This is a genomic window from Pseudomonas chlororaphis subsp. chlororaphis (assembly GCF_003945765.1).
In the GTDB taxonomy this organism is placed as follows: Bacteria; Pseudomonadota; Gammaproteobacteria; order Pseudomonadales; family Pseudomonadaceae; genus Aquipseudomonas; species Aquipseudomonas chlororaphis.
The window spans coordinates 3,508,907-3,529,319 of record NZ_CP027712.1; the positions used below are offsets into that span (position 1 = coordinate 3,508,907).

General features: G+C 60.9%; 17 protein-coding genes. 13 read left to right on the top strand and 4 right to left on the bottom strand.

The features are described 5' to 3' along the window. Window positions 1-141 precede the first annotated feature (141 nt). The 3 genes from C4K27_RS16065 to C4K27_RS16075 all read right to left on the bottom strand — a co-directional run bounded on the left by C4K27_RS16065 (window position 142) and on the right by C4K27_RS16075 (window position 4,334). Window positions 142-1,644: a sensor domain-containing diguanylate cyclase gene (locus C4K27_RS16065; RefSeq protein ID WP_162235130.1), complete on the bottom strand. Its 1,503-nt coding sequence runs from the start codon at window positions 1,642-1,644 to the stop codon at window positions 142-144. A 365-nt stretch (window positions 1,645-2,009) separates the two neighbouring features. Further along, entirely contained in the window at window positions 2,010-3,296 is a 1,287-nt protein-coding gene (locus C4K27_RS16070) for a CitMHS family transporter (protein WP_053261224.1), read from the bottom strand. A gap of 105 nt (window positions 3,297-3,401) precedes the next feature. Further along, window positions 3,402-4,334, bottom strand: coding sequence for an SMP-30/gluconolactonase/LRE family protein (locus tag C4K27_RS16075; RefSeq protein WP_053261225.1), 933 nt, complete (start codon window positions 4,332-4,334; stop codon window positions 3,402-3,404). A gap of 437 nt (window positions 4,335-4,771) precedes the next feature. On the opposite strand from C4K27_RS16075, the gene C4K27_RS16080 reads away from it, so the two are divergent. From C4K27_RS16080 to C4K27_RS16095, 4 genes are all read left to right on the top strand, one after another. Beyond that, window positions 4,772-5,713, top strand: coding sequence for a hydroxymethylglutaryl-CoA lyase (locus tag C4K27_RS16080; protein ID WP_053261226.1), 942 nt, complete (start codon window positions 4,772-4,774; stop codon window positions 5,711-5,713). Then, complete coding sequence (locus C4K27_RS16085) at window positions 5,710-6,912, top strand: CaiB/BaiF CoA transferase family protein (RefSeq protein WP_053261227.1); 1,203 nt, start codon at window positions 5,710-5,712, stop codon at window positions 6,910-6,912. Before C4K27_RS16080 ends, C4K27_RS16085 begins: the two co-directional genes overlap by 4 nt. A gap of 174 nt (window positions 6,913-7,086) precedes the next feature. Further along, window positions 7,087-8,406, top strand: a complete 1,320-nt coding sequence (locus tag C4K27_RS16090; RefSeq protein ID WP_081002288.1) for an MFS transporter — start codon at window positions 7,087-7,089, stop codon at window positions 8,404-8,406. A gap of 154 nt (window positions 8,407-8,560) precedes the next feature. After that, window positions 8,561-9,325, top strand: coding sequence for an IclR family transcriptional regulator (locus C4K27_RS16095; RefSeq protein ID WP_081002301.1), 765 nt, complete (start codon window positions 8,561-8,563; stop codon window positions 9,323-9,325). 58 nt (window positions 9,326-9,383) lie between these two features. Here C4K27_RS16095 and C4K27_RS16100 read toward each other — a convergent pair whose 3' ends face one another. Then, window positions 9,384-10,298 carry a LysR substrate-binding domain-containing protein gene (locus C4K27_RS16100; RefSeq protein ID WP_053261229.1) on the bottom strand — a complete coding sequence of 305 codons (915 nt, stop codon included), beginning with the start codon at window positions 10,296-10,298 and terminating at the stop codon, window positions 9,384-9,386. A 197-nt stretch (window positions 10,299-10,495) separates the two neighbouring features. On the opposite strand from C4K27_RS16100, the gene C4K27_RS16105 reads away from it, so the two are divergent. The 9 genes from C4K27_RS16105 to C4K27_RS16145 all read left to right on the top strand — a co-directional run bounded on the left by C4K27_RS16105 (window position 10,496) and on the right by C4K27_RS16145 (window position 20,386). Further along, window positions 10,496-11,245, top strand: coding sequence for an SDR family NAD(P)-dependent oxidoreductase (locus C4K27_RS16105; protein ID WP_053261230.1), 750 nt, complete (start codon window positions 10,496-10,498; stop codon window positions 11,243-11,245). A gap of 96 nt (window positions 11,246-11,341) precedes the next feature. Next, entirely contained in the window at window positions 11,342-12,640 is a 1,299-nt protein-coding gene (locus tag C4K27_RS16110) for an MFS transporter (RefSeq protein WP_053261231.1), read from the top strand. Between the two features lie 17 nt (window positions 12,641-12,657). Continuing rightward, a complete protein-coding gene (locus tag C4K27_RS16115; protein WP_053261232.1) occupies window positions 12,658-13,506 on the top strand; it encodes a transketolase in 849 nt (282 codons plus the stop codon). Then, a complete protein-coding gene (locus C4K27_RS16120; RefSeq protein ID WP_053261233.1) occupies window positions 13,503-14,525 on the top strand; it encodes a transketolase family protein in 1,023 nt (340 codons plus the stop codon). Before C4K27_RS16115 ends, C4K27_RS16120 begins: the two co-directional genes overlap by 4 nt. A gap of 315 nt (window positions 14,526-14,840) precedes the next feature. Continuing rightward, the gene (locus C4K27_RS16125) at window positions 14,841-15,410 is read left to right on the top strand and encodes a type 1 glutamine amidotransferase family protein (protein WP_053261234.1); all 570 of its coding nucleotides are present in this window, start codon (window positions 14,841-14,843) and stop codon (window positions 15,408-15,410) included. 673 nt (window positions 15,411-16,083) lie between these two features. Beyond that, window positions 16,084-17,214, top strand: coding sequence for a condensation domain-containing protein (locus tag C4K27_RS16130; RefSeq protein ID WP_053261235.1), 1,131 nt, complete (start codon window positions 16,084-16,086; stop codon window positions 17,212-17,214). After that, complete coding sequence (locus C4K27_RS16135) at window positions 17,207-18,208, top strand: alpha/beta fold hydrolase (RefSeq protein ID WP_053261236.1); 1,002 nt, start codon at window positions 17,207-17,209, stop codon at window positions 18,206-18,208. The genes C4K27_RS16130 and C4K27_RS16135 overlap by 8 nt, the downstream gene beginning before the upstream one ends. Continuing rightward, the gene (locus tag C4K27_RS16140; RefSeq protein WP_053261237.1) at window positions 18,205-19,560 is read left to right on the top strand and encodes a serine hydroxymethyltransferase; all 1,356 of its coding nucleotides are present in this window, start codon (window positions 18,205-18,207) and stop codon (window positions 19,558-19,560) included. Before C4K27_RS16135 ends, C4K27_RS16140 begins: the two co-directional genes overlap by 4 nt. 91 nt (window positions 19,561-19,651) lie before the next feature. After that, window positions 19,652-20,386: a flavodoxin family protein gene (locus C4K27_RS16145; protein ID WP_053261238.1), complete on the top strand. Its 735-nt coding sequence runs from the start codon at window positions 19,652-19,654 to the stop codon at window positions 20,384-20,386. Window positions 20,387-20,413: the final 27 nt, after the last annotated feature.

The following is a 20,413-nucleotide window of genomic DNA, read 5'->3' on the forward strand; positions in this document are numbered from 1 at the left end:
ATTCCTGGTCAACAGCACGACGACGCCAAGCTTTCCGATCTCGATGCCCGTGGCCGCCAAATGGCAGGAATGAGCCCGTCGAGACCACTAAACCAAGGATTCAATTCGGTCTGATCGAGCGGTAGATCGAGAGCAAAACGTCTACTGAACTGCCATACGGACACGATTACGCCCTTCTTGCTTGGCGCTGTAGGTCGCCTCATCGGCCCGGCGTAAAAGCGCCTGCACGTCCAACTCTCTTTGCCAACAGGCAACCCCGAAACTCGCTGTCACCTGACCTACCGGGGGGATGACATGATTGGCCAGCGATTGGCACAAGGATTCGGCCAGACTTGCGGCTTGCTTAGCCTGAGTGGATGGGCAGAGAATCGCCAGCTCCTCGCCACCAATGCGGCAGAACACATCAATGCTGCGTAAACGTTGGCCAATCAGGCGACAGGTCTCCTTGAGTACCCTATCGCCCCCCTCATGCCCCCAGCGGTCGTTGATCGACTTGAAGTGATCGAGATCCAACATGATCAGGGAAAAAAATGAACCGTAGCGTTTTGCCAGATCGATATGGTGTTCAAGGCTGTCCATAAAGTAGCGTCGATTGTAAATACCCGTCAGCTCGTCCGTGATGGCCTGGACGCGTAACGCGGCCTCGCGGTCTTTCAGTTCAGTGATATCGATAAACGAGCCATACCAGACAAGTGTCTCATCGGCTTGTTTTTCCGCATAAGACTCGCCGCGCAGCCAACGAGTACCTTTCTCCGGCAGATGTACGCGGAAATCACATGCCCAGGGTTTACCCGTTTCGACCGACTCCCTGGTTGCCGCATAGATAAGTGCGAGGTCTTCTTCGTGAACCCTGTGAAACAAAGGATTTTGCTTGAACCTGATACCGACGACCTCTTCTGGCTTGAGCTCGAAGACGTGTTCCAGGCTCGGACTGCAGTAAGAAAAATAACTCTCACCCTCTTCTCTTAGATGGTACTGATAGAGCACGTTTGGAATACGCTGAGTGAGGAGCTTCAGGAAAGCCTTGGCTTCATTGATTTTATTCAGCAAGGCAATGCGTTCGCTGACATCGATAATGACGTTGATGTGCTCAACCTGCCCAGAGTTTGCATCGATGATCTTCGCGCATCGCAACTCACCTATGAAGTGACTGCCATCCTTGCGGCGATAGGTCCGTTCTGTGGTCATACAACCCTCCCCGCCAGGCAGCTGGTTGCTCAGCTTCTTGTCGGTGGTTTGCTGATGAGCCGGGTTATCCGGAGTGCGGTCGCCGCCGATGAATTCTTCCTGCACATGCAGGATATGCGCAGGTTCACGTCCCAACATTTCTTCACGACTGAAACCGAACAGCTTTTCGGCTCCGGCGCTGAACAAGAGCGTGCGCCCGCGAGAGTCTGTGGTAACAACAGCCACCTGGGTCGCGGCATTGATCAAGTTACGCAAGCGGGCATTCAGGGCCTTGACCTTCTCCTTGCGCATCCTCAGTTCTTCGAGGTGACGTTCGAAATGATAATCGCGAAGGCGTGTCGAGAAATAAAGCACACCGAGCACAGTGGCCTGAACGACAAGAGCGACTTCACTGAGGTCACGCAGGTACTCGTTATTATCGGATAACCAAAGTGCCCCGCCAATGAGAACACTCATTAGCAAGCAGAAGATAATTGCGAGTGAGTGGCCACGTTTGTTTAGTCGGCCCAGGATACGCCGTATCGAACGAGTCATATGACACCGCAGAGGAGTAAGCGAATGAGTAACAGATCAGCGGCTAGCGCGAGACCGATGGGGCAATCTTCCGAGCGGGCTAATAGCCTGACTTTACAATAGGTGCCGGCGTTGACTGAAGACTAATTCACCCTGGCGATTGAGACTTGACCCAGAGCAACTGTGGATTTGCCAGCAGTAAAAGCTCGGGGCAAGTTGCCAAGCGCCAACGAACGTCCTTGTCCGAAGTTCTTCAAAGCCCAGACGTACGCGGCGAACATCTATAACTGCAATACGCCAAGAGGGGCTCAGTTATAGAGATTGATTGATCCCAGCGCGATGGCCGCGACAAACATCACCAGGCACGTCCCGATGCTCCAGGTGATCGAGGCGCGCTGATTGTCGCCATAGTCGACATCGAGGAGGCCGCACAACAGGTAAGTGGAGGCCACCAGCGGGCTGAGCAGGTGAACCGGTTGTCCGATCAGGCTCGCAATGGCCATCTCCTTGGCCCCGATACCGTAGTGACTGGCGGTCTCGGCCAGGATCGGCAGGATTCCGAAGTAGAACGCGTCATTGGTCAGGACATAGGTAAACGGCATGCTGATGAAGGCCGTGAACACCGACATGAAATGTCCTGCGGAGTCCGGGATGACCATGATCAGGCTTTCGGAAATGGCCTTGACCATACCGGTGCCGGACATGATCCCGACGAAGATGCCCGCGGCGAAAATCAGCGAGGTGACAGCCATGACGTTATCTGCATGTTTACCAATGACCGCCTTCTGCGCCTTGAGCGTGGGGAAGTTGACTGCCAGCCCCAGGGCACAGGCGATGGTGAACAGTACCGGAAGCGGCATGAGGTTCAACATCATCAGAGCGATGAGCGTGATGGTCAGCGCTGCGTTGAACAGGAAACGCCAGTCACCCAGGCGAAACTCGGTGAAGTGCTCCATGAACTCATCGTGATCGAGCGTGATGGTGCCGAGGCGACGACGCTCCTTCAGCCCCAGCCAGAACGCGCTGAAGATCACCCAGCTGAGCCCCGCGATCATGATCGGGATCATCTCGATGAACAGCTCGGTGATATCGACATGCATCGCACTGGCCGCACGGGAGAACGGGCCTGCCCAGGGCAGGATATTCATCACGCCAATGGTCAGGAGCAGGACGGTCGCCATGACCTGGAGGCTGATACCGGTGCGGCGATAGAGCGGCAGCATCGCTGCGGTGGTAATGATGTACATGGTTGCACCATCCCCATCGAGGCCCACGCAGGTGCCGAGGATCGCGGTACCGACCACGATTTTCAGTGGGTCGCCCTGGACCAGTTTCAGGATCAGCTTGATCAGCGGATTGAACAGGCCTGCATCCGTCATCATGCAGAAGTACAGGATGGCGAAGGTGAGCATGATCCCCGTGGGGGCGAGCATCTTCATACCGTCGAGCATCATCGGCCCCAGCCCGGTGGAGAAGCCGGCCAGGCAGCCGAACACGATGGGTACCAGTACGAGCGCGACCAGTGGCGACAGGCGCTTGCTCATGATCAGGTACATGAAGCAGGCGATCATGGTGTAGCTGAGAATCGTAAGCATGTGTCCCTCTTCTTATTTGTCTTGTCTGGGCGAAGGTCAGCCGTCAGCTTTCTTCGAGGCGAGTCGAAGCCGAGGGCCAGGCGAACCGGTCTTCATTGCGTGTGGTTATTGCGCGGTGTGCGAGAACAACCGTTTGCCGGGATGCTCCATGGCCACCTTGAGGATGTGGCCGGTTGAAGAGTCGGTGATGAACAGGTCGCGGTTCCCTTCCCCGCCAAAGGCCAGGTTGGTCAGGGTTCGTCCTTCGGTGCAGGAGCGAAGACGGTAGAGAGGAACGGCATGGCCGTCGAAGACCCACACACAGCCATTACCCGCATCGCAGACGAACAGGTTGCCTTGCTCATCCAGGGCCATTCCGTCGGCACCACTCACACCGCCGGCCATGGCCGTGAATGTCCCCACCTTGGACGTGCTGCCGTCCTGTTGAATGGGCAGGCGCCATACCGCATTACCTCGGGTCATCGCTACCAGCAATGCCTGCTCGTGCAGATCCATCACCAGGCCATTGGGGCTCGCGCCGTTATCCAGCAGGCAATCCAGGCGCTGGTTTTCCAGGTCATAACGGAACACCCGCCCACTGGGGTCGTGCATGCCAGTCTGGCCCTGGTCGGTGAAATAGAGGCGCCCACCACGATCGAAGAACAGGTCATTGACCCCTTTGAAGCCTTCGCTGCGGCGGTGGGTGAGGAAGGGTTCGATGCGTTTGCTGAGCGGGTCCAGCAACATGATGCCGCGCTTGTAGTCGGCGATGAAAATCCGACCATCGCGGTGGATCTTCAGGCCGTTGGGCCAGCCGTCGTACTCGACGACCAACTCCCACTCCCCCTTCGGCGAGATGCGAAATACGCGGCCGTAAGGGATGTCGGTCACATAGAGATTGCCGTCCAGGTCGAAAGAAGGTCCTTCCAGAAAACTGGCAACCTTCTGGCCAGGCTTGTTGGCGCGGACCCAATCGGAGTCACCGGTGCGCCAGAACTCCTCCGGCAGGCGGGTGAAAACTTCGGTGGTCCGGTCCTGGGGAGGGGGATAAAGACTCATTGCAGCACTCCGCGTATCAGCTGGCACCGTGACGAAGGGGGCGAACGGTATTTGTTCGAGCGACAACCTTGCAGTCCGGGTGCACAGAGAATCTTGTTCTTGTTAAAAAAATGTTCTGCCAGATAGAACATTGTTTCTTTTGGCAGAACAACTTTCTGAGCATTTCTTTATCCTGTCAAGCGTGACGCTTCCAGAAGGCGATGCTTTGGCCGGAGCAAATCGCCTGCCATCCAGGGGACGTAGCCTCGCCAGCGCGCAGCGGATGGCCTGTAGAACAGCTCATCGAAGGAGTCATTGACAGGATGTATTTTTACGACCAATACTAAAAATAGAACATCATTCCGCCTGACAGAACAACACAGCAATAGGTGCTTTTCCCTAGCTGCCGCATTGCGTGAATGTTCGACAGGCTCTCCAGCAGATGAGGAGAACCTACTGTGAAAGACGCTGCTGACATCGACATCCTGGTAAGTGAAGTGGGGCCGCGTGACGGCCTGCAAAGCATCAAGGCCATCATGTCCACCGAGTCCAAATTGGAGTGGATAACGGCCTTGGCCAAGGCAGGCCTGCGCGAGATCGAGGTGGGCTCGTTCGTCTCCCCCAAGCTGCTGCCGCAAATGGCCGACTGCGCGCTTGTCGTGGCTCACGCGCTGACCTTGCCGAACCTCTACGTCACTGCGCTGGTGCCCAACCTGAGAGGTGCCCAAGCAGCGTTCTATGCCGGTGTGCACAAGATCACCCTGCCGATTTCCGTGAGCGAGCAGCATTCGATTTCCAATATCCGCAAAACCCATGCGCAGGTCTTCGAGGAGGTCAAGGCGGTGGTGGAGCTACGCAACGAATGCTTCCCCGGCATCCAGATAGAGGCCGGTGTCTCGACGGCTTTTGGCTGCACGCTGCAAGGCGTGGTGACGGATGACGAAACCATCGCCATCGCCGTGAAAATGGCCGAACTCGGCGTCGATGAGGTTGGTCTTTCCGACACGGTTGGCTATGCCAACCCCACCCAGGTCCGCCGCCTGTTCAAGCGGCTGCGCAATGAAATAGGCCAACTCAGCGGCAGTGCGCATTTCCACAATACCCGCGGACAAGGCCTGGCTAACGTCGTTGCAGCGTTGGAAGCCGGCGTAACGACGTTCGACGGTTCTCAGGGCGGCATTGGCGGCTGTCCATACGCGCCGGGTGCCTCGGGCAATATCGTGACCGAAGACCTGGTTTACCTTCTCGAATCCATGGGGCTGCGCACCGGTGTCGATCTTGATCGCCTGGTAAGCGCCCGGGAATGGCTGCTCAAGGGGCTGCCAGGCGAACCGCTGTACGGCTTCATCCCTGATGCCGGCGTCGGCAAGAACTTCACCTATGCCAAGGAGGCCGTATGAGTCTGCCAGAAGAAAAAAAACGACCACTGGCCGGGATTCGCGTCATCGAGTTCGTCCACATGGTGATGGGGCCAACCTGCGGTCTGTTGCTCGCGGACCTCGGCGCCGAGGTCATCAAGGTCGAACCCGTACCGGAGGGCGACAACACACGGCGCCTGATGGGCTCGGGTGCGGGCTACTGGATGACCTACAACCGCAACAAGAAGAGTTTTGCGGTGGACATCAAATCCGCTGAAGGCATGGCTGCGGTGAAGAAGCTCATCGCCACCGCCGATGTCGTCACCGAGAACTTCCGTCCCGGCGCCATGGAAAAGCTGGGCTTGGGCTACGAGCAGGTCAAAGCCATCAAGCCGGACATCATCTACAGCTCGATGAAAGGCTTCTTGCCTGGCCCCTACGAAAATCGCACCGCGCTCGATGAAGTGGTGCAGATGATGACCGGCCTGGCGTACATGACCGGGCCTGTCGGACGCCCTCTTCGTGCCGGCGCGTCGGTAAACGACGTCATGGGCGGCATGTTCAGCGCCGTTTCCATTCTTGCCGCTCTGCTGCAGCGCAAAGAAACCGGCCGAGGCCAATTCGTCCAGACCGGTCTGTTCGAAAACTCGGCATTCCTCGTTGCCCAACACATGATGCAAAAAGTGGTGACGGGGGCCGCCGCGGCCCCGATGCCCAGCCGCATTTCAGCCTGGGCAATCTATGACGTCTTCGACACGGATGAAGCAGGCGAGCAGGTGTTTATCGGTGTGGTGAGCGATAGCCAGTGGGGAGCGTTCTGCAACGCCTTCGACTTCCAGGAGTTGGGCAGCGATCCAAACCTGGCTCGCAATAACCAGCGAGTGAAAGCGCGCGAGCGAATCATGCCGTTGGTGCGCGAGCGCATTGGCGGCATGAGCAAGCAGGCCGTGATGACGCTTTGCGAACAGGCCGGCCTGCCCTTCTCTCCGATCCAGCGCCCGGAGGATCTGTTCGAGGATCGCCATCTGAACGAGTCCGGGGGCATGACCGAACTGGTGCTTGCCGACGGCCAGAAAGTGAAAGTTCCAATGCTCCCATTCGAGATGGATGGCCAACGTTTTGGCGCTCGCTTGAACGTCCCGGAAATGGGCAGTCACTCCCGGGAACTGCTGGAACAGATCGGTTACGCGCCCGAGGCGATCGCCGCCCTCGAAGCAGCCGGAACGATAAGAAGCGCTTGAACGGCGTAGCGACAGGCCAGCCTGGGCCTGTCACTGCGGCCACTGGATCTGAACGCGGCGAGGGAGGCTCGGCGCGAACTGCAGGATGGGGTGCCGGAGCCGCACGAAATTCTGCCAAGACCGTCGGCCTATCCCGCCACGGTTATCCATAACAACAACACCGAGGATGCAGTCATGGCGAACGTCACGACCCCGGCTACCGATTTGTCCCTGCACAAACCTGAAGAACATTCCGAGCTTCAACGCAAAGCCATGAAAAAAGCCGCCTGGCGTTTGATTCCATTACTTGCGCTGGCTTACTTCTTCAACTATCTGGACCGCACCAGCGTTGGTTATGCCGCATTGCAGATGACCGATCAGCTCGGCCTCACTGCCGCCCAGTTCGGACTGGGCGCGGGCATCATGTTCTTCGGCTACTGCCTGTGCGAAGTGCCCAGCAACCTGGCGATGTACCGCTTCGGTGCCCGGTTGTGGATGGCTCGCATCATGATCAGTTGGGGCCTGGCAGCAGCGGCCACTGCCTGGGTGATCGGCCCTTATAGCTTCTATGTCGTGCGGTTCATCCTGGGGGTGGCGGAAGCGGGTTTCTTTCCTGGCGTGATCTTCTTCCTGACCCTGTGGTTCCCCGCGCAGTACCGCACGCGCGTACTGGCCTGGTTCACCGTCGCGACCCCGATTTCCTTTTTGGTAGGCGGCCCGCTGTCGATCTGGTTGCTGCAGATGCATGGCGTCTGGGGCCTGGCCGGGTGGCAATGGATGTTCCTGATCGAAGGGCTTCCGGCGTGTGTACTGGGCTTGATCACCCTGAAAGTGCTGGCCAACCGCCCCAGCGAAGCCAAATGGCTGAGCCAGGAAGAGCGCGATGCCTTGAACGGCATGCTGGAAAAGGAAAACGGCAAGGACCAGAAACGCCACGCCTTCGGCACCGCACTCAAAGATCCACGCGTATGGATCCTCAGCTCTATCACGTTCAGCTTCACCATCGGCACTTACGGTATTGGTATCTGGCTGCCACAGATGCTCAAGGCACAAGGCGTGGAACTCAGCATGATCGGCTGGGTAGCGGCGATTCCCTACTTCTTCTCCACGATCGGTCTGCTGTTCTGGGCCAGGTACGTCGACCGCACGGGCAGAGGTATCCTCAATCTGGTGATTGCCCTGGTGCTGGCAGGCCTGGCGCTGATCTTCGCGCTGAACATGAACGCATTGGTGCCTGCCCTGATAGGCATAACGCTGGCCCTGGTCGGGACAATTTCTGCCAAAACCATCTTCTATACCCTGCCGGCCAAGTTCCTGTCGGGCCAGGCGGCCGCAGGTGGCATCGCACTGATCAACTCCTTCGGTGCGTTCGGTGGTTTTGTCGGCCCCTACCTGATGGGTTACCTCAAAGAGTCCACCCAGTCGTTCGCTGCGGGCCTGATGGTCATGGGCTGTGTCTTGTTCTTTGCCGCGCTCATGGCCTTGTCGCTGCGTTTCTTCATGCGAGATGCGTAAGCTGCGAATGCTGGATATCAGAATCACGTTCTGTCACGCAGACTAGTCGACAGGCATCCGCTGCGGGTAAGGTACCGTCAAAATGCTCGGCCGCAGCAGGGCCGAGCCTATTGACGATCACTGACGTGCTGCCCAATCACTGGCCGAAATGACTATGAACAGTAACGAAATACTCGATAAAGCCTCTCCCCAGAACACCGCTGACGGAGGCGTTGCCGCGGTGGACCGTGCCTTTGCGATACTCAGCGCCTTCGATGCCGAGCGCAACGTGCTGCCACTGGCGGAGTTGGCTCGTCGCACCGGCCTCTACAAAAGTACCATTCTGCGCTTGATGAACTCTCTGGAAAGAGCCGGCTTCATTCGCCGACTGCCAGACGGTCAGTTCGCCATCGGCCACGAGCCACTCCGGCTGGCACCGCTTTACCAAAGCTCATTTCGCCTGCGCGATATCATCTACCCGAAACTCGAGACGCTCTCGGAAGACAGCGGGGAAACCTCCTCGTTCTACGTCATCGAGAACGACAGTCGGGTTGTTCTTTTTCGGGTCGAGCCCAGGCGTTCCGTGCGGGTTTCCATTCACGAGGGCGACCGCTTCCCGCTCCAGGCCGGGGCTTCCGGAAAAATTCTCCGCACATTCGGCCTATCCACTGACCATGCCCTCCCGGAGGTTCGCGAACAGCTCTGGGCCAGTTCATTTGGCGAACGCGATCCGGATACCGCAGCGGTCTCGGTGCCTGTATTCGGTATGAATAATGAACTCAAGGGGGCCCTGACCCTCTCGGGCCCTTCTGAGCGATTCAATGAAGAAGTCATAAAGGGGGCGCGCAAAATGCTGCTGAAACTGGCGGCACAAGCGACCACTGCGCTGGGTGGCGACAGTCGGGAACTACAGCAGGCGCTGGTGCGGCTCGAGGGGTGACCTGCCCTCCTCACGGGCTGAGCCGTCGGGCCCGGTGCTGCCACGAGGGAACTCCAGATCAGTAACTGAAGTCATGTCCCAATTCTTTCTGCATCCATTCAAGAAATCGCCTGACTCTCGGAAAGTTTGAGTGCGCCCGTGGAAATACTAAATGATGGGCAGTGATAGGTGTGCTCAACTGGGGTGCGACCTCGACCAGGGCCCCCCGCGCCAGATAATCCTGCGCCAGCAAGGTGCTTTCCAAGGCGAAGCCGAGCCCGTGGCTAGCTGCCTCCAGGGTCATGTAGGAGCGGTCAAAGCTCAGGGTGTAGGGTTTTTCTGGCCGCGACACACCGTGCTGGGCAAACAGCTGCGGCCACTTTACCAACGTCGCTTCCGAGAGGATCAGCTGGCTGTCGAGCAGGTCCGCCACCGTGCGGACCGGGCGCTTTTCCAGAAGCTTGGGTGAGGCCAGCACCGCGATCTTTTCATTGCGCACCGTGCGCACTTCAAAGCTCGGCCAGTTAGGCAAGCCGTGGCGGATATCGACGTCGATCTTGTCCCGGCTGAAGTGCAGGGATTCGTAGGAGCACGACAGGTTGAGCTGGATATCCGGGTGGCTCTGGCGAAACTGCTCCAGCCGCGGCATCAACCACAGCAGGCCAAAGCTCGGCGATGAATGCAGGCGCAGGCAATCGAGGCTGACATCGCTGGTGGCGCGTTCGGTCGCCACGGCGAGGCTGTGGAGGATGCCGGAGACTTCGGCCAGGTACTGCTCGCCGACCGGAGTCAGCGTCACCCCACGGGCCGTGCGGAAAAACAGCTGGCGGCCGATCATCGCCTCCAGCTTGGCCAACTGGTGGCTGACGGCCGAGGGGGTCAGGTCGAGCACTTCCGCAGCGCGGGCGACGTTGCCGAAGCGCGCGGTCTGTTCGAAGGCCTGAATGGCTTTCAGGGGTGGCAGTACCGAAGGTGCATCGCCGGATGAACGCATGATTGTTGTTATTCCGCTGCAGAGGGCCTGAGCCGGGCGTTTGGTCATTCAACCATTCGATTGTCCCGCTGGCGAGTGCTGAATTATTTTCAGCACCCAGTGAGATTCGCGTTATTGCTCAGGGGTCTGAGGGGAGAGAAGCTGGGTCATCGATTCGTTGCGGGTCGACCCTATAAAAACAATCAGAGGTACTCTCCATGCTCCTTCAAGGCAAAGTCGCGATCATCACCGGTGCAGCCTCCGCGCGTGGCATCGGCCGCGCCACCGCGACCACCTTCGCGCGACACGGCGCCCGGGTGGCGATCCTCGACCTGGATGCCGCCGCCGCGCGAGATGCCGCCGCGTCCCTGGGCGAAGACCACCTGGGCCTGGCCGCCAACGTCGCCGACGAGGCCCAGGTGCAACAGGCGGTCGCCCGGATCATCGAGCATTTCGGGCGCATCGACATTCTCGTCAACAACGCCGGTATCACCCAGCCCCTCAAGACCCTGGACATCCGCCCCGACGACTATGACAAGGTGCTGGACGTCAGCCTGCGCGGCACCTTGCTGATGTCCCAGGCGGTAATCCCGCTGATGCGCCAGCAGGCTGGCGGCAGCATCGTCTGCCTGTCGTCGGTTTCCGCACAACGCGGCGGCGGCATCTTCGGCGGCCCGCACTACAGCGCCGCGAAAGCCGGCGTGCTCGGCCTGGCCAAGGCCATGGCGCGGGAACTGGGGCCGGACCAGGTGCGTGTCAACTCGATCACCCCCGGGCTGATCCACACCGACATCACCGGCGGGCTGATGCAGGACGAGCGTCGCCACGCGATCATCGACGGCATTCCGCTGGGCCGCCTGGGTGCCGCCCAGGATGTGGCGAACGCCGCGCTGTTCCTGGCCAGCGACCTGTCGTCCTACCTCACCGGCATTACCCTGGATGTGAACGGCGGCATGCTGATTCACTGAAGTACACCTGGCGGGCCTCACGGCCCGTGCGGTTCTGGATCGACGATGCAGTCGGGCCTGCGGGCCTGCCGGTCAATAAAAACAAGAGATCAGACCATGACAACCCTATCGCTCGAAGCGGTTTCGACCGTGCGCTCCAACGCCTACCGCAAAACCGCGTGGCGCCTGATGCCCTTCCTGATGCTGTGCTACCTGTGCGCCTATCTCGATCGCGTCAACGTCGGCTTTGCCAAGTTGCAGATGATGAACGACCTGGCCCTCAGCGAAACGGTGTACGGGCTGGGCGCGGGCATGTTCTTCATCGGCTATTTCCTCTGCGAAGTGCCGAGCAACATCATCCTGCACAAGGTCGGCGCGCGGGTCTGGATCGCCCGCATCATGATCACCTGGGGCATCATCTCCGCCCTCTTCGCCTTCGTCGAAACCGCCTGGCAGTTCTATGTCCTGCGCTTTCTCTTGGGCGTCGCTGAAGCCGGCCTGGCACCTGGGTTGCTGCTGTACCTGACCTACTGGTTCCCGTCCTACCGGCGGGCGCGCATGACCGTACTGTGGTTCATCGCCATCCCGCTCTCGGGCATGGTCGGCGGCCCGCTCTCGGGCTGGATCATGAACCATTTCGCCGGGGTCCACGGCTGGGCTGGCTGGCAGTGGATGTTCGTGCTCGAGGCCGTGCCCACGGTGCTGGTCGGGTTGCTGGTGCTGAGCTATCTCAAGGACGGCGTGCACCAGGCCACCTGGCTCGACGACGAAGAGAAAGCCCTGATCAGCCGCGAGCTTGCCGAAGATGAACAAAAGAAGGTCACCCATGGCTCAGTGGGCGAGTTCATCCGCGACCAGCGTCTGTGGCTGCTCGCCGGCATCTACTTCTGCGTGGTAATGGGGCAGTACGCAATCACTTTCTGGCTGCCCACACTGGTGCGCAACGCGGGGGTCGCCGACCCGCTGCATACCGGCTTCCTCACCAGCCTGCCCTACCTCTGCGCCATCGCCGCGATGCTGTTGGTCGGGCGCAGTGGCGACAGACATCGCGAACGGCGCTGGCACCTGATCATCCCGATGATCGCCGGCGCCCTGGGCCTGACCCTCGCCGCGCTGCTGGGCGGCAGCATCACCCTTTCCATCTTGAGCCTGTGCCTGGCGGCGGCCGGCATTCTCTCGGCCTCCTCGATGTTCTGGATGCTGCCCACCACGCTGCTGGGCGGGGTGTCCGCCGCCGCTGGCATCGCGGCGGTCAACAGCTTCGCCAACCTCGCCGGTTTCTGCTCGCCCTACCTGATTGGCTGGATCACCACCCAGACCGGCTCCAGCGCCATCGGCATGTACCTGATCACCGCCGTGCTGCTGGGCGGCGCCCTGTTGGTGCTGCGTATCCCTGCCGCCCTGGTCAATCGTTGAGTCAACGGAGTTTCCCCATGACAATCCATCCTTCACCCGCTGCATCGATCACCCTGGCGCAGCGCGCCCACAATATTCGCCGCCACGCGCTGCGCATGGGCCAGGTCCAGGGCCAGGGCTATGTCGGCCAGGCCCTCGGCGCCGCCGACCTGCTGGCGGTGTCCTACTTCCACGCGCTGAACCATCGCCCCGAAGAGCCGCACTGGGAGGCGCGCGACCGCTTTTACCTGTCCATCGGTCACTACGCGATTGCCCTCTATGCGGCCTTGATCGAGGCCGGGATCATCCCGTTCGACGAGCTGGAAACCTACGGCTCGGATGACAGCCGCCTGCCGATGTCGGGCATGGCCACCTACACCCCGGGCATGGAAATCACCGGCGGCTCCCTGGGCCAGGGCCTGGGGATCGCGGTCGGCGCCTGCCTGGGCCTGAAGCGCAAAGGCTCGCCCTGCTTCGTCTACAACCTGCTGTCCGACGGCGAACTGAACGAAGGCTCGACCTGGGAAGCGGTGATGTCGGCCGCGCACTGGAAGCTCGACAATCTGATCGCCATCGTCGACGTCAACAACCAGCAGGCCGATGGCTACTCCAGCGAAATCCTCTCGTTCGAGCCCATCGTCGAGCGCTGGCAGGCCTTCGGATGGTTCACCCAGAGGGTCGATGGCAATGACCTGCAGGCCCTGGTCGCCGCCTTCGACGCCGCGCGCAATCACCCCGCCGGCCAACCCCGGGTGATCATCTGCGACACGCGCATGGGCAAGGGCGTGCCGTTCCTGGAAGACCGTGAAAAGACCCATTTCATCCGCGTCGAAGAGCACGAGTGGGACCTGGCGCTGAACCACCTGGAAGAAGGAAAACAAGCATGAGCAACGCCGCCAACACACCGGCCACCACTGTCCAGCCGGCGAAAAGACGCCTGACCACTTCGGCGATGATTGCCTCGATTGCCGCCGAGGGCCAAGCCACCCGCGCGGCGCCTTTCGGCCACACCCTGGCGGCGCTGGCGCAGCAGCGCGCGGATATCGTCGGGCTGTCCGCCGACCTGTCCAAGTACACCGACCTGCACATCTTCGCCAAGGCCCATCCCGAGCGCTTCTATCAGATGGGCATGGCCGAGCAGTTGCTGATGAGCGCGGCGGCGGGGATGGCACGCGAAGGTTTCGTGCCTTTCGCCACCACCTATGCAGTGTTTGCCTCGCGCCGCGCCTATGACTTCATCTGCATGGCGATTGCCGAGGAAAACCTCAACGTCAAGATCGCCTGCGGGCTGCCGGGCCTCACCACCGGCTACGGCCCCAGCCATCAGGCGACGGACGACCTGGCGATCTTCCGGGCGATGCCCAACCTGATGATCGTCGACCCCTGCGATGCATTGGAAATCGAACAGGCGGTGCCGGCCATTGCCGCGCACCAGGGGCCGGTCTACATGCGCCTGCTACGGGGCAATGTGCCGCTGGTGCTGGACGAATACGGCTACACCTTCGAGCTGGGCAAGGCCAAGACCCTGCGTACCGGCAACGACGTGCTGATCATCTCCACCGGCCTGATGACCATGCGCGCCCTGGAAGCGGCCAAGCAGCTGCAGGCCGACGGCGTCGAGGTCGCCGTGCTGCATGTGCCGACGATCAAGCCGCTGGACGAACAAAGCATCCTCGCCGAAGCCAGAAAGCCCGGTCGGCTGGTGGTGACCGCCGAGAATCACTCGATCATCGGCGGCCTGGGCGAAGCCGTGGCCGGGGTCTTGCTGCGCAACGGGGTGACTCCGGCGTTCCGGCAGATTGCCTTGCCTGACGCCTTCCTCGACGCTGGCGCCCTACCGACCCTGCATGATCGCTACGGCATTTCCACCCAGGCGGTATGCGCCCGGATCAAAGCGTGGCTTTGATGGTCATTGCATTCAGAGCAACGTTCTGAAAACCCGATAACAAAAAAGGGCCCTGCTGGGCCCTTCTGTTGGATTTTTTGCCGCTCGGGTGTCAGTGCTTTACAGGTCGGGGTTACACCGTTTCGCTCTTGCTGATTCCAATGCTCAACCTGACGACCCTTTGACCACTGTCATTGTCGAGTCCGATGCATCCCGCCGATACTCAGCCCCGTCATTCAGCGACGCGCCAGCGCCTACACTCGATGGCAACCGGCCAGGACCCGCATTCTGGATCATTGCCGCCGATCATCATGGATACTTGAGAAGGACACTCAAATGGTACGTGCCGTCACTATTCTCACCGAGAATTTCTCCGACTGGGAACCCGCACTCATCAACTCCACGGGGCGAGCCTACTATGGCTTCGACACTCGTTTCGCAGCCCCCGGTGGCAAGCAAGTGACCTCATCCGGAGGAATGACCATCATCCCGAACCTGGCCATCGAAGCCATCGAGCTGGACGATGTCGACTTGCTGATCGTGACGGGAGGCCCTGTGTGGAAAACAGACAAGGCACCGGCAATCGAGGCGCTGGTTCGTGCGGCCCACGCCAGGAAAATCGTCGTTGCGGGAATCTGTGACGGCACCCGCGTCCTGGCCCAGGCCGGAGTGCTGGATCACGTGCAGCATACGTCCAACTCTGCTGAGAACCTGAAGCAGGTGCATTACCGCGGAGCGGACTATTACCAGGATGTGCCCTATGCCGTTGCCGACCAGGGGGTGGTTACCGCCCCTGGTAGCGCGCCTGTCAGCTTCATGGCGCAAATTCTCAGTACCTTGGGTTTGAACGACAAGAAGCTCGATGCCTACCTGGCCATGCATGCGGCTGAACACATCCACTGCTGAGCCCCCGCTTTCCTCTATTTCTCCCCTCCCCTGACGCCGCGGCCTATTACTTGGCCGTGGCGCACCTCCGGCTTTGCTGATGGCAGGTCCGCATGTTTTCCACGGCTGAACCGCAGCCTGGGGCAGTCCGATAATTTTTTAAAAAATCGGAAAAAACTTACTTGCGCTTACGACATTACCTACTAAGGTTTTCCCCTATGGCGAGCAGGGTCATCCCCTAGCCAAATCAGGGATTACCTGATGCCGTATCAAAGGATGCTTTATTTAGATCGCCCAAAAGGCGACATTTTTCCTACCCAAGCTAAGGAATGGCTTAATGTTTTTGTTTGCCGATATTGTTGTCCGGAACCTGCCAGCCCCCCTTGAAACCCCCGCCCTCAGCACCTCGGCCCATGAGCGAAATGCTGCGAGCAATGATTCCTACCCCCTCGGAACCCTGCCCGACATTCCGTCAGGTTCCCTCCTTTGCGTGCGCCTTAGAAACTGATCGGCCCGCTCGAAGCAAGTAAAAAGCCGACGCATTTTTACGACATGACCGACTAAGGCCGTCGTAAAAAAACGCTGCGCGCCTTATGGCCTTCCCGCTGGACGGGAGAGCTACGGGCGCCCGGAAATGCGTTCTCCAATGGATCGAAATCGCCGCCGGATGATGCCTGCGCGCCGAGGATCGGACATGTCAAAAACAACAGCTCAAGGCCCGGCCACGGAATCGATCGAACGGCTGGGCATGATGCAGGTGCTTGCCGACGCCAGGCTCAGCGTCGAGGCCAGGGCCATGGTCGCCCAGGGCTTCTACACCGGGGTCGTCCAGGAAGTTTCCACGGTCATACCGCTCAAGGATGGGACCGACCCGGATCTCGGACTCTTGCGCCAGCTGCTGATCGCTGGATGGGGCGAGGAGCTGGGGCAGTATCTTGAAGTGCTCGATGTTCGTGGCAGCAGCGCTGCCGAGGCCTTGCGCAAGGCCCAGTTGGCTGTCAGATCCGGCACTGCGCTATTTGCCGCCGGCAGCCTGGCCACTGGCACTGGATGGCACTGCCTCCTCTCGATCCATCATGGGTTGGCCGACGAACATAGCCTCGAGGTTCTGGCGCGGCGGCTGCAAGCAGCGCAATCCGCTGACGTCGGTTCAGCCCTGGCGCACATGCGTCGAGGGCGTGAGTGCTATGACGATTATGTCCAGGCGCAAGCCCTGCACGCGCACGCTGAGGACGGGCTGCGCACAGTTGTTGCGCAACCGATGACGCCAGTGCGCCTGCGGCAAACCGGGCGCCTGGCCTTCAATGCCCAAGGGCCGCGAGTGAGTCTGCAACGCAGACTGGACATCGCCACGATCAATATCGACAAGCCGCCCTTGGCGACGCTCCTGGCCTGCCTGCGGCGGGCCGATGTCATCGCCGAGGGCGACACCCTGTGTTCCTCCCATGACTGGCGCCCGGCTCACCAGCAGGATGCCATCGGCATGATGACGGGCCTTGTCCCGCTCTCCTTCGCAGTCCCTGGAGAACAGCTGCTGCCCGGGCAAACCAGCCTTGAGGCACGTGCTCGTCGCTGTCCCGCAGCGCGCCAGGCGCTGGCTTGTTGCCGGGCGTCCGAGCTGTTCATCAACGGCGCGGGCAGGCGCGGTATCCCGGCCTCGCAGGTGATGAGCGCGACGTTTCCGGTGGGAATCGAAATACGCCGCATAGGCGCTTCGCAACTGCTCCTGGAGATCGAGGGGCCGTTTTGCGACGCCAGTGCCGCCACCCACCTGCTCAATGAACTCGCTGATGTACTTATGGATAGGAGTGAATGGAATGACTGAAAACATCCAGTTCGATGAACACGTCCTCGCCGACGAAGTGGCTCGCGTCTCTGCCACGTTTGCCGAGGTGCTCAAGCTGCCGCATGTCGGCCCTGCAGACAATTTCTTCAACCTCGGCGGCGACTCCTTCGACGCTATTCGGGTGATGTCGCGCTTGTCCTGCAACCTGCCCATCGTGACGCTTTTCGAGCACCCGACGGCCGTTGACCTGGCCCGGCGCATCCTCTGCGAAGCCACTCGACAAGCCGTGCGCCTGGTCTGTTTTGGCGATGTGCAAGCCGCCGCGGGTTCGACCGCGGTAATTGCAGTGCCTTTCGGCGGCGGAGACGCCACGGCCTACCGCGGCCTGTTTCAAGGCACGCAGGATGTGCAGGTTTTCGGCGTGGATTTCGGTGACTTCAAGGTCGAGGACGCCTTGGACTTCCATGCCCTGCTCGACACCCTTGCCACCGAGATCGAAGAGATCGGCGCCGCCCGCCTGGTGATCTACGGTCACTGCGCCGGCGCGGCCACCGCGGCGTGCATTGCCTCGAGCATGGCCGACAGGCACGAGAGCCTGTCACTGGTGGTTGCAGCCTCGCGCCCGGTGCTGGATGCCGATGCCGCGATTGGCGCCGCCGAAACCACGGCGGACCAGACCTGGACCGACTACCTGCGTTCCCTGGGCGCCTTCACCGGACTGCTCGACAGCCAGGTCGAGAGCATGCTGGCCCGCGGCCGCAGAGACCATCTGATCGCCTGCGAGGCCTATCGCTACCTGGCGCAGCACCCGGCGCATGGCGTACCGGCATTGCTCCTGCTCGGCGATGAAGATCCGGCTACCGCCGAGCCCGAAACGGTACTGGAGCAATGGCGCACGTTCATCGACGTCACCCAGGCCGCAACCCTGGCCGGTGGCGGGCATTACTTCGTGCGTACCCATGCGCGCGAGGTCGAGGAAACCGTGCTGGCGTTCGCAGCACACAACACCAAAGGAAGGGATAGCAAGTCATGACAGTCAATCATCAACCACTTCTCACCCAGGCCGATCTGCTCAAGCGTGGCTTGGCCGATCTTCAGGCACACGACGCCGAACTGGCGCAGATCCTGGACGCCGAGGTCGCTCGCCAGCAACGCACCCTCTCGCTGGTCGCCTCTTGCTGCGCGGTCAAGCCCCGCACCCTGGCGGCTTCGTCCTCCGCGCTGGTCAATGTCACCGCCGAAGGCGTTCCCGGACGCCGCTATCACGCTGGCTGCGAAAACGTGGACCTGGTCGAGTCCCTGGCGATCCACCGTGCCCGGGAGCTGTTCGGTGCGCAATATGCCGGTGTCCAGTCGCACTCGGCCTCTAGCGCCAACTACCAGGTGCTCGCCGCCCTGCTCGAACCTGGCGACACGCTACTGGGCATGGCCCTGGATAACGGTGGCCACCTGACCCATGGCAGCCCCGTGACGTTCTCGGGCACCTACTACAAGGCCATCGGCTATGGCACCACCAAGGAAGGCCTGATCGACTACGACGAAGTCCTCAGGCTGGCCCTCAAGCATCGGCCGCGACTGATCATCTGCGGCGCCACGGCCTACTCCAGGGTCGTGGACTTCGAGCGCTTCCGGCAGATCGCCGATGAAGCCGGCGCCATCCTGATGGCCGACATCTCGCATATCGCCGGCCTGGTGGCGACCGGGCGCCATCCGAGCCCGATCGACGCCGCGCACGTCACCACCACCTGCACCCACAAACAGCTCGCAGGCCCCCGTGGCGGCCTGATTCTCTCGGGCCGTGACGCCAATGAAAAAGTCCCCGGCCGCGATGCGACCTTCGCCCGGGTGCTCGAACTGGCGGTGTTCCCGAGGATGCAAGGCGCGCCGGCCGTCAACATGATGGCCGCCAAGGCCGCGGCGCTGGGTTATGCCATGACCCCCGAATTCGATGCCGAGATGCAACGCATCCGCACCGCGGCCGATGTGATGGCCAGCGAATTCCAGGCCCGGGACTATGAGGTGGTGGGCGGTCGCAGCGAAAACCACACCATTCTGATTCGCTTGCGCGCAGCGATGACCGGCGCTATCGCCGAGACCGCGCTGGAGCACTGCGGAATCATCGTCAACAAGAACCGGGTGCCCGGCGAAACACGTTCGTCCTTCGTCACCAGTGGCCTGCGCATCGGTACCGGCGCCCTCGCCCAGCGCCATGTCGACCCGCAGGGATGCCGGCAGATCGTCGACCTGCTCTGCCGGATCCTGGACCAGGTGACTCCGCTCGGCGAGAGCGAGTTCACCCTGGACCCGGCGCTGCGCAAGCAATTCTGCGCGGAGGCCGAGGCGCTGTGCGTGAAGTATCCGATCGCTGACTACCTGGCAGGCTGAAGCAGTCTCCGGCACCGCTGGAGGCATGGCACGACGGTCCGGCGATCGTCGTGCCCGGCCAATACGCAAACTCTAAGAAGAGAGAAGCACCATGACGGACAAGATCAAATATGTCGCCATCAACGGCTCGGAACGCTTGGATGGCAACAATGCCAGGGCGTTGGAGTGGGCGGCCGAGTACCTGGAAAAGCAGGATGTGATTCTCGAGGTCTTTTCACTGGCCAGCGCCAAAATCGACCCCTGCGGGGCCTGCGGCGATTGCAATTTTCGCAACGAGCCCTGCGCGCAGCAGGACGACGCCGCGCGCGCGGTGCAACTCATGGAAGCCAGCGATGGCGTGATCTTCGCCTGCGCTGTCCATGGCTTTGGCGCCACGCCCTTGATGTCGGCATTCCTGGAGCGGGTCGGGACCGGGTTCCTGCGCCACGATCGCACCCTCACCAACAAGGTTGCCGGGGTCATGGTCACCGGCCGGCGCATGGGCCATGTGGAGGTCTACAACCAGATGCTCCAGTGCGCCTTGCTCAACCGCATGATCATGGTCGGCTACGGTTTCCCGGCCATGCTCGTGGGCGACAAGAAAGGCGAGGTACTGGGCGACAAGGAAGGCATGGAGATGCTGCGCCGGATGCTCGATCGCATGGTTTCCATGACCCGCCTGATGCGCGACTACGAACGAGTCACCGGGCAGGCGGCACTGCCGGTCTCGGTACCTGGCGAACGCCATCGCGAGGGCAAGGACGGCACGTTCTTCGTCCCGGCCAAGTCCGACATGTACCAGCTCGAGGCCGCTCGCGGCTGCAACTTCGATGTCGTCGGCGACTGAACTGCGCAGCCCAACAGCTATCGAGAA

Excerpts from the sequence above, each read along its gene's own strand:
- C4K27_RS16095 (WP_081002301.1), top strand. The coding sequence starts at position 8,561 with ATGAACAGTAACGAAATACTCGATAAAGCCTCTCCCCAGAACACCGCT.
- C4K27_RS16145 (WP_053261238.1), top strand. The coding sequence starts at position 19,652 with ATGACGGACAAGATCAAATATGTCGCCATCAACGGCTCGGAACGCTTG.
- C4K27_RS16070 (WP_053261224.1), bottom strand. The coding sequence starts at position 3,296 with ATGCTTACGATTCTCAGCTACACCATGATCGCCTGCTTCATGTACCTG.
- C4K27_RS16100 (WP_053261229.1), bottom strand. The coding sequence starts at position 10,298 with ATGCGTTCATCCGGCGATGCACCTTCGGTACTGCCACCCCTGAAAGCC.
- C4K27_RS16065 (WP_162235130.1), bottom strand. The coding sequence starts at position 1,644 with ATGAGTGTTCTCATTGGCGGGGCACTTTGGTTATCCGATAATAACGAG.
- C4K27_RS16135 (WP_053261236.1), top strand. The coding sequence starts at position 17,207 with ATGACTGAAAACATCCAGTTCGATGAACACGTCCTCGCCGACGAAGTG.
- C4K27_RS16085 (WP_053261227.1), top strand. The coding sequence starts at position 5,710 with ATGAGTCTGCCAGAAGAAAAAAAACGACCACTGGCCGGGATTCGCGTC.
- C4K27_RS16120 (WP_053261233.1), top strand. The coding sequence starts at position 13,503 with ATGAGCAACGCCGCCAACACACCGGCCACCACTGTCCAGCCGGCGAAA.
- C4K27_RS16140 (WP_053261237.1), top strand. The coding sequence starts at position 18,205 with ATGACAGTCAATCATCAACCACTTCTCACCCAGGCCGATCTGCTCAAG.
- C4K27_RS16105 (WP_053261230.1), top strand. The coding sequence starts at position 10,496 with ATGCTCCTTCAAGGCAAAGTCGCGATCATCACCGGTGCAGCCTCCGCG.
- C4K27_RS16125 (WP_053261234.1), top strand. The coding sequence starts at position 14,841 with ATGGTACGTGCCGTCACTATTCTCACCGAGAATTTCTCCGACTGGGAA.
- C4K27_RS16110 (WP_053261231.1), top strand. The coding sequence starts at position 11,342 with ATGACAACCCTATCGCTCGAAGCGGTTTCGACCGTGCGCTCCAACGCC.
- C4K27_RS16115 (WP_053261232.1), top strand. The coding sequence starts at position 12,658 with ATGACAATCCATCCTTCACCCGCTGCATCGATCACCCTGGCGCAGCGC.
- C4K27_RS16090 (WP_081002288.1), top strand. The coding sequence starts at position 7,087 with ATGGCGAACGTCACGACCCCGGCTACCGATTTGTCCCTGCACAAACCT.
- C4K27_RS16075 (WP_053261225.1), bottom strand. The coding sequence starts at position 4,334 with ATGAGTCTTTATCCCCCTCCCCAGGACCGGACCACCGAAGTTTTCACC.
- C4K27_RS16130 (WP_053261235.1), top strand. The coding sequence starts at position 16,084 with ATGTCAAAAACAACAGCTCAAGGCCCGGCCACGGAATCGATCGAACGG.